Here is a 19682-nt window from a genome sequence, read left to right as displayed (position 1 = left end):
GCCGCCATGCGCCTGCTCGCCCTGCTGTTCGCCAGCCTGCTGCTGCTCGCCCAGGGCGCGCAGGCGCAGGTCCGGCCGTTCGACGACATCGTCGCCTCGGGAGTGCTCAAGGTGGCGGTATACGAGAACTTCCCTCCCTACAGCTACCAGCAGGACGGCCAGGCGCGCGGCGTCGACGTCGAGCTGGCGCAGAAGCTCGCCGACAGCCAGGCGCTGCGCCTGGAGCTGATGTGGATCACGCCGGGCGAGAAGCTCGACGACGACTTGCGCAACTTCGTCTGGAAGGGCCACTACCTGCGCCCCGACGAACTCGCCGATGTCATGCTGCGGGTGCCCTACGACCGCAACTACGCGTTCAAGCGCAACGAGCTGGGCGAGCTGGTCAACGAGCTGGTGGTGATGTTCGGCCCCTACCAGCGCGAGCGCTGGCAGGTCGCCCACGACACCCGCCGCCTCAAGGAAGTGCCCAGCGTCGCGGTGTTCGGCTACCACCCCATCGGCGTCGAGCTGGAGAGCGTGCCGTCGTTCTACATGAGCTCGGTGTTCGGCGGGCGCATGAGCGGCAACACCCGCCACTATCCGAGCCCGCCGCTGGCCTTCGCCGCCATGCGCGAGGGCAAGGTGGATGCGGTGATGGCCATGCGCGGCGAGATCGACTGGCTGCTCCACGAAGCCGGGGATCCGCAGCTCAAGGCCGCCGACAACGCCTATCCGGAGATGGGCCGCCAGCAGTGGGACATCGGCATGGCGGTGCACGAGAGCAACCGCCAGCTGGCCTATGCCCTGGAGGGCGCCCTGGTGGAGCTGATCGGCTCCGGCGAACTGGCAAAGGTCTACGCGCGCTACGGCCTGCGCTACGAGGTGCCCGAGCTGTACGAGGGCGAGGTGCAGGCGCAGACTCACGGCGAGTGAGCGTCGCTCCCGCGCCTGATCGCTTCCACGCTCCGGCGTGGGAGCGTCTGCCGGGCGCAGGAGCGCTATCGGTGCGCATGGCGCACCCTACACGGGAAGGAGGCAGGGAATGACCATCCGGAGCATGGGGCTGGCGCTGGGCTGGCTGTTGCTGAGCAATCCGCTGTGGGCGGCGGAGTCCGATCCGCTGCAGTCGCCGATGTGGAGCTTCCACCAGACGCGCTTCCTCGGCGAGGCGCCCTACGAGTTCGACGAGCGGGTGCGCCTCAGCGCGCCACCGTTCGCCGAGGATTCGCGCCAGGTGCCGATCAGCATCGACGCCTCGGCGCTGGGCAGCGAGGTGGTGCGCATCGTCGCCTGGGCCGAGCTCAACCCGATCCCGCACATCTTCACCTTCTTCCCCAGCGGGCCGGTGGCGCCGCGCATCGCGCTGAACATCCGCGTCGAGCAGGCCACGCCGATCCGCGCCGCGGTGTTGACCCGCGACGGCACCTGGCACGTCGGCTCGACCCGCGTCGACGCCGCCGGCGGCGGCTGCACCGCGCCCAGCGCGGTGCGCGCCCAGGCCGGCTGGGAGGAACACCTCGGCGAGATCTTCGGCGCCCGCTTCCCGCAGGGCGACGGCAGCCGCCTGCGCCTGCGCATCGCCCACCCGATGGACAACGGCCTGTCCGGCGGCATCCCCGAGTTCTTCGTCGAGCGCGCCGAGCTGCGTGGCGCGGGCGGCGCGGTGCTGGCCAGCCTGGAGCTGCACCCCTCGGTCAGCGAGAACCCGACCCTGACCCTGCAGCTGGACGGCCAGGACGCCGACCAGCAGCTGTGGCTGCGCGACAACAACGGCAACGAGTTCGAGGCGGCGTTCTGAGTGTCCAGCCAGGTGCGCGTGGCGCACCCCACGGTTCAGGGCGCGCGAATGCGCGTCGGCGTGGGTAGGGTGCGCCGTGCGCACCGATCACATTGCAAAGGAGGCAGCATGCGTTTGGTTACCTTGCTCGTGGCGATCTTCCTCAGCCTGCCGCTGATGGCGGCCGAGCTGGCCTACGACCTCGAGCCCCGGCAGATCGCCGCGGACACCTGGCTGCTGGAAGGCAGCACCGGCAACTTCGAGATGGCCAACGGCGGCAACATCGTCAACGTGGCATTCATCGTCACCGAGGCCGGGGTGGTGCTGATCGACACCGGCATCTCGAAGCGCTACGGCGAGGCGCTGCGCGCCGCCATCGGCCGGGTCACCGACCGGCCGATCGCCCTGGTGATCAACACCCACCACCATCCCGACCACGTGTTCGGCAACCAGGCGTTCAGCGATGTGCCCATCGCCAGCCTGGCGAAGACCCGCGAGCTGCTGGCCGAGCAGGGCGGCGCCTTCGCCGACAACATGTACCGCCTGCTCGGCGACTGGATGCGCGGCACCGAGGTGCTGCTGCCCGGCGAGACGCTGGAGCCCGGCGTGCGCGAGATCGGCGGCCACCGCCTGCAGCTGCTGGCCTTCAGCGGCCACACCGGCGCCGACCTGGCGGTGTTCGACCAGACCACCGGCGTACTGTTCGCCGCCGACCTGGTGTTCTACCAGCGCGCCCTGACCACCCCGCAGACTCCGGGGCTGGAGGTCTGGCTGGGCGACCTGGCGGAGCTGGAGAAGCTGCCCTACAGGCTGCTGGTGCCCGGCCACGGCCCGGTCGCCACGGGGCGCGAGCCCTTCGTGCAGATGCGCGACTACCTCGGCTGGCTCGACGGTCTGCTGCGCGAGGCGGCGGTCGCCGGCCTGGACATGAACGAGGCGATGCAGGCGCCGATCCCCGAGCGTTTCGCCGCCATCAGCCTGACCCGCTTCGAGCTGATCCGCACGGTCAGCCACCTCTACCCCAGGTACGAGGCGCAGGTGTTCCGGCGGGTGGATGCGGGGCAGTAGGGGCGCCGGAACCGCCCGATCCGCGCGCCATCCGGCCCACTTCCCGGCTGGAACGCCTGGCATTGCTCTGGATCAATGTCCGGGGCAGGGGTCGATTTCATAAATGTTAAACAGTGCCGGGGCAGGCCCCTGGCGTCGGAGGAAACTGTACGGGCGAGTGAGCTCGAGACCGAGCGACGACATAGAGGGATTTTGATGAACTGCAAGACCAGTGGGACCCCGGACGGCCAGCCTGAGTGCTGTGGCCATTGCGATAGCGAGCAGCGCGAAGCCCCGGATGGCCGGATGCTGCAGATGGAGCTGGAGTGGCGCGCCCAGGAGCGCATCGCCATCGCCGAACTGGTGGACCAGGCGCATCATCTGATCCAGGAGATCATCCGCGGCGAGCACGGCATCGATGTGCTGCCGGCGGCCAGCAGCCAGCTGGCCAAGGCGAGCCAGCTGCTCAACTGGCCGATGCCGTTCGACCCGGCCCGGCACGCCAGGAACGCCTGACCGCCCGCTCCGTCCGGTCGCCGGCGCGCCCTGCCGCCGGTCCTGCGCCCCGCCTGCGTGCGGGGCGTTGCGTTTCCGGGACCGGGCTTGTCGCCCGGCCCGCCGCTGGCTAGGGTTCAACTCAGTCGGACCGGGCGAGGCGGTGGGCATGACGGGCTCCCAGATGGCGATAGTCGCGGTGCTGCTGGTCACCCTGGCGCTGTTCCTCTGGGGCCGCTGGCGGCACGACCTGGTGGCGCTGGCCGCGCTGCTGGCCTGCGTGCTGCTCGGCCTGGTGCCGGCCGAGGACGCCTTCGCCGGCTTCGGCCATCCGGCGGTGATCACCGTCGCCTGCGTGCTGGTGCTCGGCCAGGGCCTGCAGCAGAGCGGTGCGGTGGACATCCTCGCGCAGCGCCTGCTGCCCGGCAGCGGCGGGCCGACCAGCAGCCTGCTGGCGCTGCTGGGGCTGGCCGCGCTGCTGTCGGGCTTCATGAACAACGTCGGCGCCCTGGCCCTGCTGATGCCGATCGCCCTGCAGCTGGCGGCGAAGCACCATCTGGCGCCGGGCCAGGTGCTGATGCCGCTGTCGTTCGCCTCGATCCTCGGCGGCATGACCACCCTGATCGGCACGCCCCCCAACCTGATCGTCTCCGGCTACCGTGCCTCCAGCGGCCTGGGCGGCTACGCCATGTTCGACTTCACCCCGGTGGGGCTGGCGGTGGCGCTGCTCGGCGTGCTGTTCGTCGGTCTGCTCGGCTGGCGCTGGGTACCGGCGCAGCGCCCGGCCGGCACCGCGCACTTCGAGAGCGACAGCTATCTCAGCGAGGTGCGCATCGAGGAGGGCGGCAAGGCGGCCGACAAGATGCTGCGCGAGGTCGAGCAGCTGCTCGACGACTGCGACGCGCAGATCGTCGGCCTGGTCCGCCACGACGTGCGCATCGCCTCGCCGGCACCGCGCCGGCGCCTGCAGGCCGGCGACATCCTGATCATCGAGGTCGAGCCGGAGTCGCTGTCCCCGGCGCTGGCCAGCCTGGGCGCCAAGCTGGTGGAGGACGTGCCGCCGCCGGCCCCGGAGCCGCTGCCCGCAGAGGATGGTGGCGATCTGCCGGCCGCGGCGGCGGACCAGGCACCCGGCGCGGGGCAGGCGCCGGAGCCGGGTGGGGAGGTCGCGGATGCGGCGCCGAGGAGCCGGGCCGGCAGCGAGGAGCTGGTGATCCGCGAGCTGGTGGTGATGCCGGGCTCCAGCCTGATCCGCCGCTCGGCCAGGGATCTGGAGCTGCGCAGCCGCTACGGCATCAACCTGCTGGCGATCTCGCGCCAGGGCCTGCGGGTGATCCGTCGCCTGCGCTCGACGCCGCTGAGCGCAGGCGACATGCTGCTGCTGCAGGGCGGCGAGGAGGCGCTGGCCGGCTTCGCCGGGCTGTTCGGCTGCCTGCCGCTGGCGCCGCGCGACATCCGCGTGCCGAGGCCGGGCCAGGCGCTGCTCGCCGGGGTGCTGATGCTGGCGGCGGTGGCGCTGGCGGCCTTCGGCGTGCTGCCGGCGGCGGTGGCCTTCGCCGGCGGCGCGCTGGCCTTCGCGCTGACCAATCTGGTGCCGCCGCGCGCCCTGTACACGGCGATCGACTGGCCGGTGATCGTGCTGCTCGGCGCCATGCTGCCGGTGGCCGACGCCATGTTCTCCACCGGCGCGGCCGGCGTCATCGCCCGTTTCCTGCTCGAGCACCTGGCGCGCGGCGAGGCGCTGCTGGCGCTGGTGCTGCTGCTGGTGGTGACCATGTTCCTCTCCGACCTGATGAACAACGCCGCCACCGCCGCGGTGATGAGCCCGATCGCCCTGAGCAGCGCGGCGCAGCTCGGAGTCAACGCCGACGCCTTCCTGATGGCCATCGCGGTGGGCGCCTCCTGCGCCTTCCTCACCCCCATCGGCCACCAGAACAACACCCTGATCCTCGGCCCCGGCGGGCTGCGCTTCGGCGACTTCTGGCGCCTGGGACTGGCGCTGGAGCTGGTCGTGTTGGCGGTGGGGGTGCCCATGCTGCTGTGGGTCTGGCCACTCTGAGAGCCCGCTCCGAACCCGCGCCGCGCGCGGCTTGCGGGCGGGTATTGCTACCAAGGAAGCATGTCTTTGCTCCCCGCGATCAATTGTTGCGCCACCCCCTGCGGCGAAGAATTCGCTACAGACCGGGAAAAATTCCCGGCACATAACAATGAACCCGCAGAGGTAGCCGCAATGAAGCACTCCGGTCTCACCCATTCCTTTGCCAGGACCACGCTGGGCCTTGCGCTGGCGCTGTCCGGCCTGTCCGCCTGGGCCGTCACCGACGACGACATCCTCAAGGATGCGCAGACCCCCGGCGAGGTCGTCACCAACGGTCTCGGCCTGCAGGGCCAGCGCTACAGCACCCTGAACACCCTCAACGCCGACAACGTCACCCAGCTGCGTCCGGTGTGGGCGTTCTCCTTCGGTGGCGAGAAGCAGCGCGGCCAGCAGGCCCAGCCGCTGGTCAAGGATGGCGTGATGTACATGACCGCCTCCTACTCGCGGGTGTTCGCCGTCGACGCGCGCACCGGCAAGGAACTCTGGCAGTACGACGCCCGCCTGCCCGACGGCATCATGCCGTGCTGCGACGTGATCAACCGCGGTGTCGCCCTGTACGGCGACCTGGTGATCTTCGGCACCCTCGACGCCAAGCTGGTCGCCCTCAACAAGGACACCGGCAAGGTGGTCTGGAAGAAGACCGTGGCCGACTACAAGGCCGGCTACTCGATCACCGCCGCACCGCTGGTGGTCAACGGCAAGCTGATCACCGGCGTGTCCGGTGGCGAGTTCGGCGTGGTCGGCAAGATCGAGGCCTACAACCCGAAGAACGGCGAGCTGCTGTGGACCCGTCCGACCGTGGAAGGCCACATGGGCTACGTCTGGAAGGACGGCAAGAAGGTCGAGAACGGCATCACCGGCGGCGAGGCCGGCAAGTCCTGGCCGGGCGACCTGTGGAAGACCGGCGGCGCGGCGCCGTGGCTGGGCGGCTACTACGACCCGGAAACCAACCAGCTGCTGTTCGGCACCGGCAACCCGGCGCCGTGGAACTCGCACCTGCGCCCCGGCGACAACCTCTACTCGTCCTCGCGCCTGGCGCTGAACCCGGACGACGGCACCATCAAGTGGCACTTCCAGACCACCCCGCACGACGGCTGGGACTTCGACGGCGTCAACGAGCTGGTGTCGTTCAACTACCAGGACGGCGGCAAGACCGTGAAGGCGGCGGCCACCGCCGACCGCAACGGCTTCTTCTACGTGCTCGACCGCACCAACGGCAAGTTCATCCGCGGCTTCCCGTTCGTCGACAAGATCACCTGGGCCAAGGGCCTGGACAAGAACGGCCGGCCGATCTACGACGACGCCAACCGTCCGGGCTCGCCGGGCGACGCCGGTGCGCAGGGCAAGACCGTCACCGTGGCGCCGTCCTTCCTCGGCGGCAAGAACTGGATGCCGATGGCCTACAGCCAGGACACCGGGCTGTTCTACGTGCCGTCCAACGAGTGGAGCATGGACATCTGGAACGAGGGCACCGCCTACAAGAAGGGCGCGGCCTACCTCGGCGCCGGCTTCACCATCCACCCGCTCAACGAGGACTACATCGGCGTGCTGCGCGCCATTGACCCGAAGACCGGCAAGGAAGTCTGGCGCTACAAGAACTACGCGCCGCTGTGGGGCGGCGTGCTGGCCACCAAGGGCAACCTGGTGTTCACCGGCAACCCGGAAGGCTTCCTGATGGCCTTCGACGCCAAGACCGGCAAGAAGCTCTACGAGTTCAACACCGGCTCGGGCGTGATCGGCTCGCCGATCACCTGGGAGATGGACGGCGAGCAGTACGTCTCCGTGCTGTCCGGCTGGGGCGGCGCCGTGCCGCTGTGGGGCGGCGAGGTGGCCAAGCGCATCAAGGACTTCAACCAGGGCGGCATGGTGTGGACCTTCAAGCTGCCCAAGGAAGTGGCGGCGGTGGCCAAGCGCTGATCCGTCCGCTGTAGCAGTGCACGAGGCCGGCGACTTGCCGGCCTCGTCGCGTCTGCCGGTCGCTCAAGTTTGCGGTGCGGCGGCCGATATACAGGCGATGTCCCGCGCAAGGCGACCGCCGCCATGTTCCCCGACGGTCTGCCGTGCTTCCAACAAGAACAAGGCCGGCAAGCCCGGCTGCAGTAGCGGATGGCCACAGGCCGCCCTGCCTGCCGGCGCCGGCGCCTCCAGCGAGGAGCCCCCATGACATCCATCCGTTTCCGCACGCTCGCCGAACGCCTGTTGCCGGGCGGCGTGGCGGCCCTGTTGCTGCTCGCCCAGGCGCAGGGCTGGCTGCCGTTCTGGCTGTGCCTGGCCCTGCTGCTGGCGGCGCTGCCCGCCGTGGCGCTGCTCGTGCGCCGAAGCTCGCGGGGGGGCAGCACGGCCGGTGTCGATGTCGACCAACTGGCCCGCGGCCTGTCCCACTCGATCAGTCACAACGCCCTGTCGGCCGCCGGCGTCGCCTACTCGGCGCAGCAGCTGGCCGAGCGGGTCGAGTCGCAGGTCACCGCCGCCGCGCAGATCGTCGGCAGCGCCGAGGTGATGATCGCCACCGAGGCGCAGACCTCGGCGCTCAGCAAGCAGGCGGTGGAGGCCGCCATCGAGGCGCGGCAGAGCAGCGATGCCGGCCGCCGCGTGCTGGTCGACACCATCGGCCGCATGCAGCAGCTGCGCCAGCAGGCCGGTGCCAGCCGCGAGCTGATCGAGGAGCTGAACCGGCGCAGCGCGGATATCCAGCGGGTCACCGGGGTGATCGAGGAGATCGCCAGCCAGACCAACCTGCTGGCGCTCAACGCGGCCATCGAGGCGGCGCGCGCCGGCGAGCACGGCCGCGGCTTCGCCGTGGTGGCCGGCGAGGTGCGCAGCCTGGCCGGGCGTACCGCGACGGCGACCGCCGAGGTGGGACAGATGATCGGCGAGATCCAGCGCCGCACCCGCGAGGTGGTCGAGCAGATCCGCAGTCTGTCCGCCGAGCTGGTCACCGGGGTCAACGAGGTGGAGCGCGCCGGCCAGCACCTGGAGAGCATCGCCGCGCTGTCGGTGGATGTCGAACGGCAGATCAGCGAGATCGCCGTCGGTTCCGACGACAACCGGCGCCAGCTCGGCAGCCTGTTCGCCGCGGTCGACCAGATGCGCAGCGACCTGGCGGTCAGCGACGAGCAGACCCGCCGCCTGGAGGGCGAGGCGATGAAGCTGGAGGAGCTGACCGAGCACATCAGCGAGCAGCTCGCCGCGGTGGCCCTCGACGACTACCACCAGCGCGTCTACGACCTGGCCCGCGAGGGCGCGCAGGCGATCACCCGGCAGTTCGAGGCGGCGATCAAGGCTGGCCGGATCAGCCTCGACGACCTGTTCGACCGCCACTACCGGCCGGTGCCCGGCACCCATCCGCAGAAGTACGCCAGCCGCTTCGACCGCTTCACCGACGAGGTGCTGCCGGCCATCCAGGAGCCGCTGCTGGGGCGCCACGAGGGCGTGGTGTTCGCCATCGCCTGCACGCCGGACGGCTACGTGCCGACCCACAACCTGGCGTTCAGCCAGCCGCTCACCGGCGACCTGCAGGCGGACATGGCGCACAGCCGCAGCAAGCGCATCTTCACCGACCGTACCGGCATCCGCTGCGGCAGCCACCAGCAGCCGCTGCTGATGCAGACCTACACCCGCGACACCGGCGAGCTGATGCACGACCTGTCGGTGCCGATCCTCGTCCACGGCCGCCACTGGGGCGGACTGCGCCTGGGCTACCGGCCGGAGGCCGCAGCGACGCCCGAGCCGGCGCGCCAGCGCCAGCACGCCGCGGCGTGAAGGGCGGCGCAAGGCGTCTGCGCGGCACCTTGCGCTTTGCCGGCGCGCATGCAACCTTTCTTGCGGCCGTTACTACCAAATAACGAGCTTCTGCCTTCCATCGGCGCATACCTGCGCCGCGTGCGGACTGCCACCATCAACGCACAGTCCGCGCAGAACCAGATCGGACCGCAACAATAAAAGAGAGGCCATGAGCATGATCTACGCACAACCGGGTACCGCTGGCGCCATCGTTTCCTTCAAGCCGCGTTACGGCAACTTCATCAATGGTGAGTTCGTGGCTCCGGTGAAGGGCCAGTACTTCACCAACACCACGCCGGTCACCGGCGAGGTGATCGCCGAATTCCCGCGCTCCACCGCCGAGGACATCGAGCTGGCGCTGGACGCCGCCCACGCCGCCGCCGACGCCTGGGGCCGCACCTCGGTGCAGGACCGCGCCAACATCCTGCTGAAGATCGCCGACCGCATCGAGCAGAACCTGGAAGTGCTGGCCGTCGCCGAGACCTGGGACAACGGCAAGGCCGTGCGCGAGACCCTCAACGCCGACGTGCCGCTGTCCGCCGACCACTTCCGCTACTTCGCCGGCTGCATCCGCGCCCAGGAAGGCGCCGCCGCCGAGATCAACGACACCACCGCCGCCTACCACTTCCACGAGCCGCTGGGCGTGGTCGGCCAGATCATCCCGTGGAACTTCCCGCTGCTGATGGCCGCCTGGAAGCTGGCCCCGGCGCTGGCCGCCGGCAACTGCATCGTGCTCAAGCCGGCCGAGCAGACCCCGCTGTCGATCATGGTGCTGGCCGAGATCATCGCCGACCTGCTGCCGCCGGGCGTGCTGAACATCGTCCAGGGCTTCGGCCGCGAGGCCGGCGAGGCGCTGGCCACCAGCAAGCGCATCGCCAAGATCGCCTTTACCGGCTCCACCCCGGTCGGCTCGCACATCCTCAAGTGCGCCGCCGAGAACATCATCCCCAGCACCGTCGAGCTGGGCGGCAAGTCGCCGAACATCTTCTTCGAAGACATCATGCGCGCCGAGCCCGAGTTCATCGAGAAGGCCGCCGAGGGCCTGGTGCTGGCCTTCTTCAACCAGGGCGAGGTGTGCACCTGCCCGTCGCGCGCGCTGATCCAGGAGTCGATCTACGACGAGTTCATGGCCGTGGTCATGCAGAAGGTCAAGCAGATCAAGCGTGGCAACCCGCTGGACACCGAGACCATGGTCGGCGCCCAGGCGTCCAACCAGCAGTTCGAGAAGATCCTCTCCTACATGGATATCGCCCGCGAAGAGGGTGCCGAGATCCTCACCGGCGGCGCCGCCGAGAAGCTCGAAGGCAGCCTGGCCAGCGGCTACTACGTGCAGCCGACCCTGATCAAGGGCACCAACGACATGCGCGTGTTCCAGGAGGAGATCTTCGGCCCGGTGGTCGGCGTGACCACCTTCAAGGACGAGGCCGAGGCGCTGGCGATCGCCAACGACACCGAGTTCGGCCTGGGCGCCGGCGTGTGGACCCGCGACATCAACCGCGCCTACCGCATGGGCCGCGGCATCAAGGCCGGCCGCGTGTGGACCAACTGCTACCACCTGTACCCGGCGCACGCCGCCTTCGGTGGCTACAAGAAGTCCGGCGTGGGCCGCGAGACCCACAAGATGATGCTCGACCACTACCAGCAGACCAAGAACCTGCTGGTCAGCTACGACATCAAGCCGCTGGGCTTCTTCTGAGTCCCACCGGCGGACGGGACGGCAGCCCCGTCCGCCGGCTCCCGCTCTCTCCACGCGGCGCGCTTCCCCCGGCGCGCCAACCCTTGCTGTGTTGCTTGTCGATGCGCTCCCCGGGCGCGGTTGCCGACGGGTTTCCCATGGCCCCAGGCAGTTTGTATCGAACGCGGCTTCGGCCGCGTTTTTTTATGCCCGCCGGTCGGTCCGCCGGCAGGACTACCAAGGATCGCCGAAACTCCTTCCAAAGTACCATTTGGCGCGCCCGCGTTAGGGCGCATAACTGTCTTGCCGGAATTCACCGGTTTCGACAACAAGAGGACTGCGCCATGTGGACCAAGCCCGCCTTCACCGATCTGCGTATTGGCTTCGAAGTGACCATGTACTTCGCCAACCGTTGATCCACACAGCCCCGGCCCGTCCGGGGCTTCCCGTCCGGGGACTCCCCCATGCATATCCGCATTCTCGGTTCCGCCGCCGGCGGCGGCTTTCCCCAGTGGAACTGCAACTGCCGCAACTGCCGCGGCCTGCGCGAAGGCACCCTGAGCGCCACGCCGCGCACCCAGTCTTCCATCGCCCTGTCCGATGACGGGGTCAACTGGATCGTCTGCAACGCCTCGCCCGACATCCGCGCGCAGATCGAATCCTTCCCGGCCCTGCAGCCGGCGCGCGCGGTGCGCGACACCGCGATCCGCGCGCTGATCCTGCTGGACAGCCAGATCGACCACACCACCGGCCTGCTCACCCTGCGCGAGGGCTGCCCGCACGAGGTGTGGTGCAGCGAGATGGTCCACCAGGACCTGACCAGCGGTTTCCCGCTGTTCAACATGCTCAGCCACTGGCACGGCGGCCTGAGCTGGCGGCGCATCGAGCTGGACCGCGGCTTCACCGTCGAGGCCTGCCCGGCGCTGCGCTTCACGCCGATCCCGCTGCGCAGCGCGGCGCCGCCCTATTCGCCGCACCGCAACGACCCGCATCCGGGCGACAACCTCGGCCTCTTGGTCGAGGACACCCGCACCGGCGGCAAGCTGTTCTACGCCCCCGGCCTCGGCCAGGTGGACGGTGCGCTGCTGGAGTGGATGGACCGCGCCGACTGCCTGCTGGTCGACGGCACCCTGTGGCGTGACGACGAGATGATCCACGCCGGCTGCGGCACCAAGCTGGGCAGCGAGATGGGCCACCTGCCGCAGAGCGGCGCCGGCGGCATGCTCGAGGTGCTCGAGCGCCTGCCGCGTCAGCGCAAGGTGCTCATCCACATCAACAACACCAACCCGATCCTCGACGAGGAGTCGCCCGAGCGCGCCGAGCTGAAGGCGCGCGGCGTCGAGGTCGCCTGGGACGGCATGCAGATCGCGTTGTAAGCCACGGCTGATGGTGCGCATGGCGCACCCTACGCCAGCCGTACCGCCCAGTAGGGTGCGCCATGCGCACCGCACGCCAAGAACAACAACGAGCCGCGCCAGCAGGCGTGGCCACCCGAGGAGCCGTGATGACCCAGACTGCCATGAGCCCCGCCGAATTCGAGCAGGCGCTGCGCGCCAAGGGCGCCTACTACCACATCCACCACCCGTTCCACGTCGCCATGTACGAGGGCCGCGCCACGCGCGAGCAGATCCAGGGCTGGGTGGCCAACCGCTTCTACTACCAGGTGTGCATCCCGGTGAAGGACGCGGCGATCATGGCCAACTGCCCGGACCGCGACACCCGCCGCGAGTGGATCCAGCGCATCGTCGACCACGACGGCGCGCCGGGAGAGGAGGGCGGCATCGAGGCCTGGCTGCGCCTCGGCGAGGCGGTCGGCCTGGATCGCGCGCAACTGCTGTCCCAGGAGCTGGTGCTGCCCGGGGTGCGCTTCGCGGTGGACGCCTACGTCAACTTCGCCCGCCGCGCGTCCTGGCAGGAAGCGGCCAGCAGCTCGCTGACCGAGCTGTTCGCCCCGCACATCCACCAGTCGCGCCTGGACGCCTGGCCGGCGCACTACCCGTGGATCGACCCGACCGGCTACGACTACTTCCGCAAGCGCCTCAAGGAAGCGCGCCGTGACGTCGAGCACGGCCTGCGCATCACCCTGGCGCACTACACCACCTGGCAGGCCCAGCAGCGCATGCTGGAGATCCTGCAGTTCAAGCTCGACGTGCTGTGGAGCATGCTCGACGCCATGAGCATGGCCTACGAGCTGGAGCGCCCGCCGTACCACACGGTGACCGCCGAGCGGGTCTGGCACCGGGGGATCGCGCTGTGAACGAGATACGCCACGAGCAGGTGCCGGCGCTGCGCCGCGGCTTCCGCTTCCAGTGGGAGCCGGCGCAGGGCTGCCACGTGCTGCTCTATCCCGAGGGCATGATCAAGCTCAACGACAGCGCCGGGGCGATCCTCGCCGAGGTCGACGGCGTGCGCAGCGTCGCTGCCATCATCGATGACCTCTGCGCGCGCTTCCCGGACGTGCCGGGCATCGACGAGGACATCCTGGCATTCCTGGAGGTGGCCCGTGAACGGTTCTGGATCGAGCTTCGCTAAGCCGGGGCACGTGCCCGGCCCGCCGCTGTGGCTGCTGGCCGAGCTGACCTACCGCTGCCCGCTGCAGTGCCCGTACTGCTCCAACCCGCTGGACTTCGCCCAGCACAAGGAGGAGCTGACCACCGAACAGTGGATCGAGGTGTTCCGCCAGGCCAGAGAGCTGGGCGCCGCCCAGCTCGGCTTCTCCGGCGGCGAGCCGCTGGTGCGCCAGGACCTCGCCGAGCTGATCGCCGCGGCGCGCGAACTGGGCTACTACACCAACCTGATCACCTCGGGGATCGGCCTGACCGAGGCGCGCATCGCCGAGTTCGCCGAGGCCGGCCTCGACCATATCCAGATCAGCTTCCAGGCCGCCGACGAGGAGGTGAACAACCTGCTGGCCGGCTCGCAGAAGGCCTTCGCCCACAAGCTGGAGATGGCTCGCGCGGTGAAGAAGCACGGCTACCCGATGGTGCTCAACTTCGTCACCCACCGGCACAACATCGACAACATCGAGCGGATCATCGAGCTGTGCATCGAGCTGGAGGCCGACTTCGTCGAGCTGGCCACCTGCCAGTTCTACGGCTGGGCCGAGCTCAACCGCGCCGGGCTGTTGCCGACCCGCGCCCAGCTGGAGCGCGCCGAGCGCATCACCAACGAGTGGCGCGACAGGCTGGCGGCGCAGGGCCACCCGTGCAAGCTGATCTTCGTCACCCCCGACTACTACGAGGAGCGCCCCAAGGCGTGCATGAACGGCTGGGGCAGCCTGTTCCTCGACATCACCCCGGACGGTACCGCGCTACCCTGCCACAGCGCGCGGATGCTGCCGGTGCAGTTCCCCAAGGTCACCGAGCACAGCCTGAAGCAGATCTGGTACGACTCCTTCGGCTTCAACCGCTACCGCGGCGACGACTGGATGCCCGAGCCGTGCCGCTCCTGCGACGAGAAGGACCGCGACTTCGGCGGCTGCCGCTGCCAGGCGTTCCTGCTCACCGGCGACGCCGACAACGCCGACCCGGTGTGCAGCAAGTCGGCGCACCACGGCATGATCCTCGACGCCCGCCGCGAGGCGGAGGAAGCGCCCTGGAGCCTGGAACAACTGACCCACCGCAACGTGCATGCCTCGCAGATCATCTGCAAGGGCTGAGGGCGGGCAGATGAGCCGTGCCAGGGGGCTGATCGTTCCCTCGCTCCCGCGTGGGAACGCCGCCGTCGCCGCTCCGGCGGCCGGGGGGCAGCCGACTCCCGCGGCGATGGCTGCCGAGCCGCTGCCCTGCGGCGCCTGGCCCAGCGCCTGGAGCGCCGAACGGGCCGCCGCGGCCAGCCGCGACTTCGCCGAGCTGCGCGCCGGCCTCGGCGGCCTGCTGTGGCTGCAGTTCGACCCGGCGGAGGCGGCCTGCAGCCTGTGGCTGTGGCGCGCCGGGCGGGCGCGGCGGCTGACCCCGCCGGGCTTCTCGGTGCGCAGCCGGGTCTACGAGTACGGCGGCGGCGCCTTCTGCCTGACCGGCGCCGGCGTGGCGCTGGTCGGCGAGGCCGACCAGCAGCTCTGGTGGCTGAGCGTCGGTGCCGACGGCAGCCCCGGCGAGCTGCACGGGGTGACCGCCAATCCCGACTGCCGCTACGGCGACCTGCAGCATGCACCGGCCTGGCAGGCGGTGCTGGCGGTGGAGGAGCGCCGCGAGGGCGACGCCGTGGTGCACCGCCTGGTCAGCCTGGCGCTGCACGACGGCGCGCGCCGCGTGCTGGCCGAGGGCGCCGACTTCTATTGCGCGCCGCGGCTGTCCGCCGATGGCCGCTGGCTGGCCTGGATCGAGTGGGACCGCCCCGAGCTGCCGTGGACGGCGACCCGCCTGTGCCGGATGGCGCTGCACGCCGACGGCTCGCTCGGCGCGCGCGAGGTGCTGGCCGGCGACGCGGACGATCAGTCGCTGCAGCAGCCGTGCTTCGCCGCCGACGGCAGCCTGACCTGCCTGAGCGACCGCGACGGCTGGTGGCGGCCGTGGCACGAGTATGGCGGGCGCTGGCAGCCTGTCGGGACAGGTGGTGCGCATGGCGCACCCTGCGAGCGTGGCGTCGTGCCGGTAGGGTGCGCCATGCGCACCAGCGGCTCCAGCGGCAGCAAGGGCTGGAGCGAACCGCGGCCCATGGCGGAAGCCGACCACGCCCCGGCGCCCTGGCAGCTGGGCACCGTCAGCCACCTGCCGCTGGCCGGCGGCGGCTGGCTGCTGGCGCGCCTGGAGGAGGGCTGGGGCCTGCTGGTCGAGCGCGACGCGGCCGGCCGCGAGCGCCGCCTGGCGGCGGAGTTCTCGCGCTTCCGCCAGCTCGCCGCCGACGCGCGGCACTTCTACTGCATCGCCGCCGCGCCGGACCGGCTGCCGGCGCTGCTGGCCATCGCCCGCGACTCGGGCGCGATCGAGATCCTCGCCGGCGGCGAGCAGCCGCTGGTCGAGACCGAGCTGTCGCGCCCGCAGGCGATCCGCTTCGCCACGGGCGACGGTGAGAGCGCCCGGGCGTTCTTCCATGCGCCGCGCAACGCCGCCTGCCGCGTGCCGGCCGGCGAGCGGCCGCCGCTGGTGCTGTTCCTGCATGGCGGGCCGACCTCGGCCTGCTACCCGGTGTTCGACCCGCGCATCCAGTTCTGGACCCAGCGCGGCTTCGCCGTCGCCGACCTCAACTACCGCGGCTCCAGCGGCTTCGGCCGTGCCTGCCGGCTGCGCCTCACGGGGGCATGGGGCGATATCGAGGTGGCGGACGCCGTGGCGCTGGTGCGCCACCTCGGCGCGCAGGGGCTGATCGACCCGGCGCGCGCCTTCATCCGCGGCGCCAGCGCCGGCGGCTACACCGCGCTGTGCGCGCTGGCCTTCCACGACGTGTTCCGCGGCGGCGCCAGCCTGTACGGGGTCAGCGACCCGCTGGCCCTGCGCCGCGCCACCCACAAGTTCGAGGGCGACTACCTGGACTGGCTGATCGGCGATCCCGTGCGCGACGCCGAACGCTACGCGGCGCGCACCCCGCTCAACCATGCCGGGAACATCCGTGCGCCGCTGATCTTCTTCCAGGGCGGGCTGGACGCCGTGGTGGTGCCGCAGCAGACCGAGGCGATGGTCGCCGCGCTGCAGGCCGGCGGCGTGGCGGTCGAGTACCGCCTGTACCCGGACGAGCGCCACGGCTTCCGCCAGGCCGCCCATCTCGCCGATGCCCTCGAGCGCGAATGGCAGTTCTATTGCCGCCTGCTCGGCTGAAGCCGGATGGCGACCGCACGGCGGGCGGATTGCCATCGGTTGATTGCAAAGACCGAGCAATGCAGTAGGCTGTCGCCTTGAAACATTCCATAACAACAACGATGCCGTCAGGTTCCTGCATGTCCCTCTCGCCGCTCCGCAAGTTCGTCAGCCCGGAAATCATCTTCGGCGCCGGTTCCCGCCATTCGGTCGGCAACTACGCCGCGACCTTCGGCGCCCGCAAGGTGCTGGTGGTGTCCGACCCCGGCGTGCTGGCGGCCGGCTGGGTCACCGACGTGCAGGCCAGTCTCGACCAGCAGGGCATCGCCCACGTGCTGTTCACCGGCGTGTCGCCCAACCCGCGGGTGGAGGAGGTGATGGCCGGCGCCGAGCTGTACCGCGCCAGCGGCTGCGACGTGATAGTCGCGGTGGGCGGCGGCAGCCCGATGGACTGCGCCAAGGCCATCGGCATCGTCGCCGCGCACGGGCGCAGCATCCTCGAGTTCGAGGGCGTCGACACCATCCGTGTGCCCAGCCCGCCGCTGATCCTGATCCCGACCACCGCCGGCACCTCGGCCGACGTGTCGCAGTTCGTGATCATCTCCAACCAGGTCGAGCGGATGAAGTTCTCCATCGTCAGCAAGGCGGTGGTGCCCGACGTGTCGCTGATCGACCCGGAAACCACGCTGAGCATGGATCCGTTCCTCTCCGCCTGCACCGGCATCGACGCCCTGGTGCACGCCATCGAGGCGTTCGTCTCCACCGGCGCCGGCCCGCTCACCGACCCCCACGCGCTGGAGGCCATGCGGCTGATCGGCGGCAACCTGGTGGCGATGATCGCCGATCCCAACGATATCGCCCTGCGCGAGAAGATCATGCTCGGCAGCATGCAGGCCGGCCTGGCCTTCTCCAATGCCATCCTCGGCGCGGTGCACGCCATGAGCCACAGCCTCGGCGGTTTCCTCGACCTGCCGCACGGCCTGTGCAACGCGGCGCTGGTCGAGCACGTGGTGGCGTTCAACTTCGATGCCGCGCCTGAGCGCTTCCGCCTGGTCGCCGAGACCCTCGGCATCGACTGCCGCGGGCTGACCCCACCGCAGGTGCGCGCGCGGCTGGTCGAGCACCTGATCGCCTTCAAGCAGGCGGTCGGTTTCGAGGAGACCCTGCGCCGCCACGGCGTCGGCAGCTCGGACATCCCCTTCCTGTCGCGCCACGCCATGCGCGACCCGTGCATCCTGACCAACCCCAGGCAGTCGACCCAGCGCGACGTCGAGGTGGTGTATGGCGAAGCCCTCTGACGCGCGGCCCAACGTCGCCGACCTGCTCGGCCTCGGCAGCCACTCGGCGCGCAAGAGCTACTACCCGGAGCTGTCGGCGCGCCTCGACGAGCTGGAGCGCGAGCGCAACCGCTACAAGTGGCTGTTCGAGCACGCCGTGCACGGCATCTTCCAGGCCAGCCTGCACGACGGCATCCGCGCCGCCAACCCGGCGCTGGCGCACATGCTCGGCTACGACGATCCGCAGCAGGTGCTGTGGTCGCAGCGCGACCTGGCCGAGCAGCTGTTCGTCGGCGGCGCCGCCGAGCTGGCGCGCATCGGCGCGGTACTGCGCGAGGGCAAGGGCCTGTTCGGCTACGAAACCCGCTTGCGCCGGCGCGACGGCAGCCATATCGACGTGCTGATGAACCTGCTGCTCAAGCCCGATGCGGAAGGGCTGGTCGAGGGCTTCGTCGCCGACATCACCGAGCGCAAGCAGGCCCAGCTGCGCCAGCAGCAGCTCAACGTCGAGCTGGAGCAGCGCGTCGCCGCGCGCACCGCCGAGCTGCTCGAGGCCAACCGCCACCTGCAGCAGGAGATCCGCGAGCGCGAGCGCATCCAGTGCGAGCTGCGCGAGGCGCGCGACGCCGCCGAGGCGGCCAACCAGAGCAAGGACAAGTACCTGGCGGCGGCCAGCCACGACCTGCTGCAGCCGCTCAACGCCGCGCGCCTCTTGATCGCCACCCTGCGCGAGCGGCGCCTGCCGGACAGCGAGGCCAACCTGGTGGAGCGCACCCACCAGGCCCTGGAGGGCGCCGAGGACCTGCTCGCCGACCTGCTCGACATCGCCCGTCTGGACAGCCGGGCGATCCGTCCGGACCTCGCCGTGTACCGTCTCGACGAGCTGCTGGCGCCGCTGGCCTCGGAATTCCAGCCGGTGGCGGAGGCCGCCGGCCTGGGCCTGCGCGTGCGCATCCCGCGGCTGGCGGTGCGCACCGACTTCCGCCTGCTCACCCGCATCCTGCGCAACTTCCTCAGCAATGCCTGCCGCTACACCGGCCAGGGTCGCGTGCTGCTCGGCTGCCGCCGGCGCGGCGCGCACCTGCTGATCCAGGTCGCCGACACCGGCCGCGGCATCCCGGCCGACAAGCTCGAGGAGATCTTCCTCGAGTTCAACCAGCTCGATGCCGGCCGCGCCGCCGAGCGCAAGGGCGTCGGCCTGGGCCTGGCCATCGTCGAGCGCATCGCACGCATGCTCGACTACCGCATCGCCGTGCGCTCGCAGCCGGGGCGCGGCTCGCTGTTCAGCATCGAGGTGCCGCTGGCCGACTACGTGGCGCCGGCACCGCTGGCGCGCCCGCAGGAGAGCCTCGGCGATCCGCTGCCGGGGCGCCGCGTGCTGGTGGTCGACAACGAGCCGGACATCCAGCAGAGCATGCAGGCGCTGCTTGCCCAGTGGGGCTGCGAGGTGCGCCTGGCCGGCGGCCTGGCGGAGGCGCGCGCGCAGCTGCAGGGCTGGGATGCCGAGCTGCTGCTGGTGGACTACCACCTCGATCAGGGTGCCAACGGCTGCGAACTGATCGCCAGCCTGCGCACGGAGACGGCGCGGCTGCTGCCGGCGGTGATGATCACCGCCGAGCGCAGCGAACAGTGCCGCCGCCAGCTGCACGAGCAGGGCATCCCGCTGCTCAACAAGCCGGTCAAGCCGGGCAAGCTGCGCGCTGCGCTGAGCCAGTTCCTCTCCTGAAGTGTGATGCGGGTCACCTTTGGCGTAGAGCCTCGCGACAAAGGTCGTATGGCCCGTTTAAATCCCCCCGACGCGGAGCCGCTGTCATGGGGG

At 70.4% G+C, this 19682-nt stretch carries 16 protein-coding genes; all 16 read left to right on the top strand.

Annotated elements, in window-relative coordinates; all coding sequences use genetic code 11:
* Positions 1–6 precede the first annotated feature (6 nt).
* Positions 7–912 (top strand): substrate-binding periplasmic protein, encoded by a 906-nt coding sequence (locus RA210_RS12475; RefSeq protein ID WP_201486661.1) that lies wholly within the window; start codon positions 7–9, stop codon positions 910–912.
* A 124-nt stretch (positions 913–1036) separates the two neighbouring features.
* Positions 1037–1777 (top strand): quinoprotein dehydrogenase-associated SoxYZ-like carrier, encoded by a 741-nt coding sequence (locus RA210_RS12470; RefSeq protein WP_372239872.1) that lies wholly within the window; start codon positions 1037–1039, stop codon positions 1775–1777.
* A gap of 108 nt (positions 1778–1885) precedes the next feature.
* On the top strand, positions 1886–2824 hold the full coding sequence (locus tag RA210_RS12465) for a quinoprotein relay system zinc metallohydrolase 1 (protein ID WP_201486660.1): 939 nt from the start codon (positions 1886–1888) through the stop codon (positions 2822–2824).
* A 285-nt stretch (positions 2825–3109) separates the two neighbouring features.
* Positions 3110–3319 carry a hypothetical protein gene (locus RA210_RS12460; protein ID WP_136489599.1) on the top strand — a complete coding sequence of 70 codons (210 nt, stop codon included), beginning with the start codon at positions 3110–3112 and terminating at the stop codon, positions 3317–3319.
* Positions 3320–3467: 148 nt separating this feature from the next.
* Entirely contained in the window at positions 3468–5357 is a 1890-nt protein-coding gene (locus tag RA210_RS22010) for an SLC13 family permease (RefSeq protein ID WP_201486659.1), read from the top strand.
* A 171-nt stretch (positions 5358–5528) separates the two neighbouring features.
* Positions 5529–7313: a PQQ-dependent methanol/ethanol family dehydrogenase gene (locus RA210_RS12450; protein WP_136489597.1), complete on the top strand. Its 1785-nt coding sequence runs from the start codon at positions 5529–5531 to the stop codon at positions 7311–7313.
* A 189-nt stretch (positions 7314–7502) separates the two neighbouring features.
* Positions 7503–9158: a methyl-accepting chemotaxis protein gene (locus RA210_RS12445; protein ID WP_442963399.1), complete on the top strand. Its 1656-nt coding sequence runs from the start codon at positions 7503–7505 to the stop codon at positions 9156–9158.
* Positions 9159–9354: 196 nt separating this feature from the next.
* Entirely contained in the window at positions 9355–10875 is a 1521-nt protein-coding gene (gene exaC, locus RA210_RS12440; protein WP_201486684.1) for an acetaldehyde dehydrogenase ExaC, read from the top strand.
* 323 nt (positions 10876–11198) lie between these two features.
* Positions 11199–11270 carry a pyrroloquinoline quinone precursor peptide PqqA gene (gene pqqA / locus RA210_RS12435; protein ID WP_003253598.1) on the top strand — a complete coding sequence of 24 codons (72 nt, stop codon included), beginning with the start codon at positions 11199–11201 and terminating at the stop codon, positions 11268–11270.
* A gap of 48 nt (positions 11271–11318) precedes the next feature.
* Positions 11319–12230 carry a pyrroloquinoline quinone biosynthesis protein PqqB gene (gene pqqB, locus RA210_RS12430; protein WP_136491773.1) on the top strand — a complete coding sequence of 304 codons (912 nt, stop codon included), beginning with the start codon at positions 11319–11321 and terminating at the stop codon, positions 12228–12230.
* Positions 12231–12358: 128 nt separating this feature from the next.
* Positions 12359–13111, top strand: coding sequence for a pyrroloquinoline-quinone synthase PqqC (gene pqqC / locus RA210_RS12425; protein ID WP_090214703.1), 753 nt, complete (start codon positions 12359–12361; stop codon positions 13109–13111).
* Positions 13108–13386 carry a pyrroloquinoline quinone biosynthesis peptide chaperone PqqD gene (gene pqqD, locus RA210_RS12420; protein ID WP_201486657.1) on the top strand — a complete coding sequence of 93 codons (279 nt, stop codon included), beginning with the start codon at positions 13108–13110 and terminating at the stop codon, positions 13384–13386. The genes pqqC and pqqD overlap by 4 nt, the downstream gene beginning before the upstream one ends.
* Entirely contained in the window at positions 13358–14512 is a 1155-nt protein-coding gene (gene pqqE, locus RA210_RS12415; RefSeq protein ID WP_201486656.1) for a pyrroloquinoline quinone biosynthesis protein PqqE, read from the top strand. Before pqqD ends, pqqE begins: the two co-directional genes overlap by 29 nt.
* 106 nt (positions 14513–14618) lie before the next feature.
* Positions 14619–16607 carry a S9 family peptidase gene (locus tag RA210_RS12410; protein WP_201486683.1) on the top strand — a complete coding sequence of 663 codons (1989 nt, stop codon included), beginning with the start codon at positions 14619–14621 and terminating at the stop codon, positions 16605–16607.
* Positions 16608–16726: 119 nt separating this feature from the next.
* Positions 16727–17884: an alcohol dehydrogenase-like regulatory protein ErcA gene (gene ercA / locus RA210_RS12405; protein ID WP_136491161.1), complete on the top strand. Its 1158-nt coding sequence runs from the start codon at positions 16727–16729 to the stop codon at positions 17882–17884.
* On the top strand, positions 17868–19589 hold the full coding sequence (locus RA210_RS12400) for a PAS domain-containing hybrid sensor histidine kinase/response regulator (RefSeq protein WP_136491160.1): 1722 nt from the start codon (positions 17868–17870) through the stop codon (positions 19587–19589). Before ercA ends, RA210_RS12400 begins: the two co-directional genes overlap by 17 nt.
* Positions 19590–19682 lie beyond the last annotated feature (93 nt).

The organism is Pseudomonas sp. OF001, assembly GCF_904426495.1.
Classification (GTDB): Bacteria; Pseudomonadota; Gammaproteobacteria; order Pseudomonadales; family Pseudomonadaceae; genus Geopseudomonas.
The sequence above is the reverse complement of the archived record's forward strand: the minus strand, read 5'-3'. Positions and strand labels throughout refer to the sequence as shown.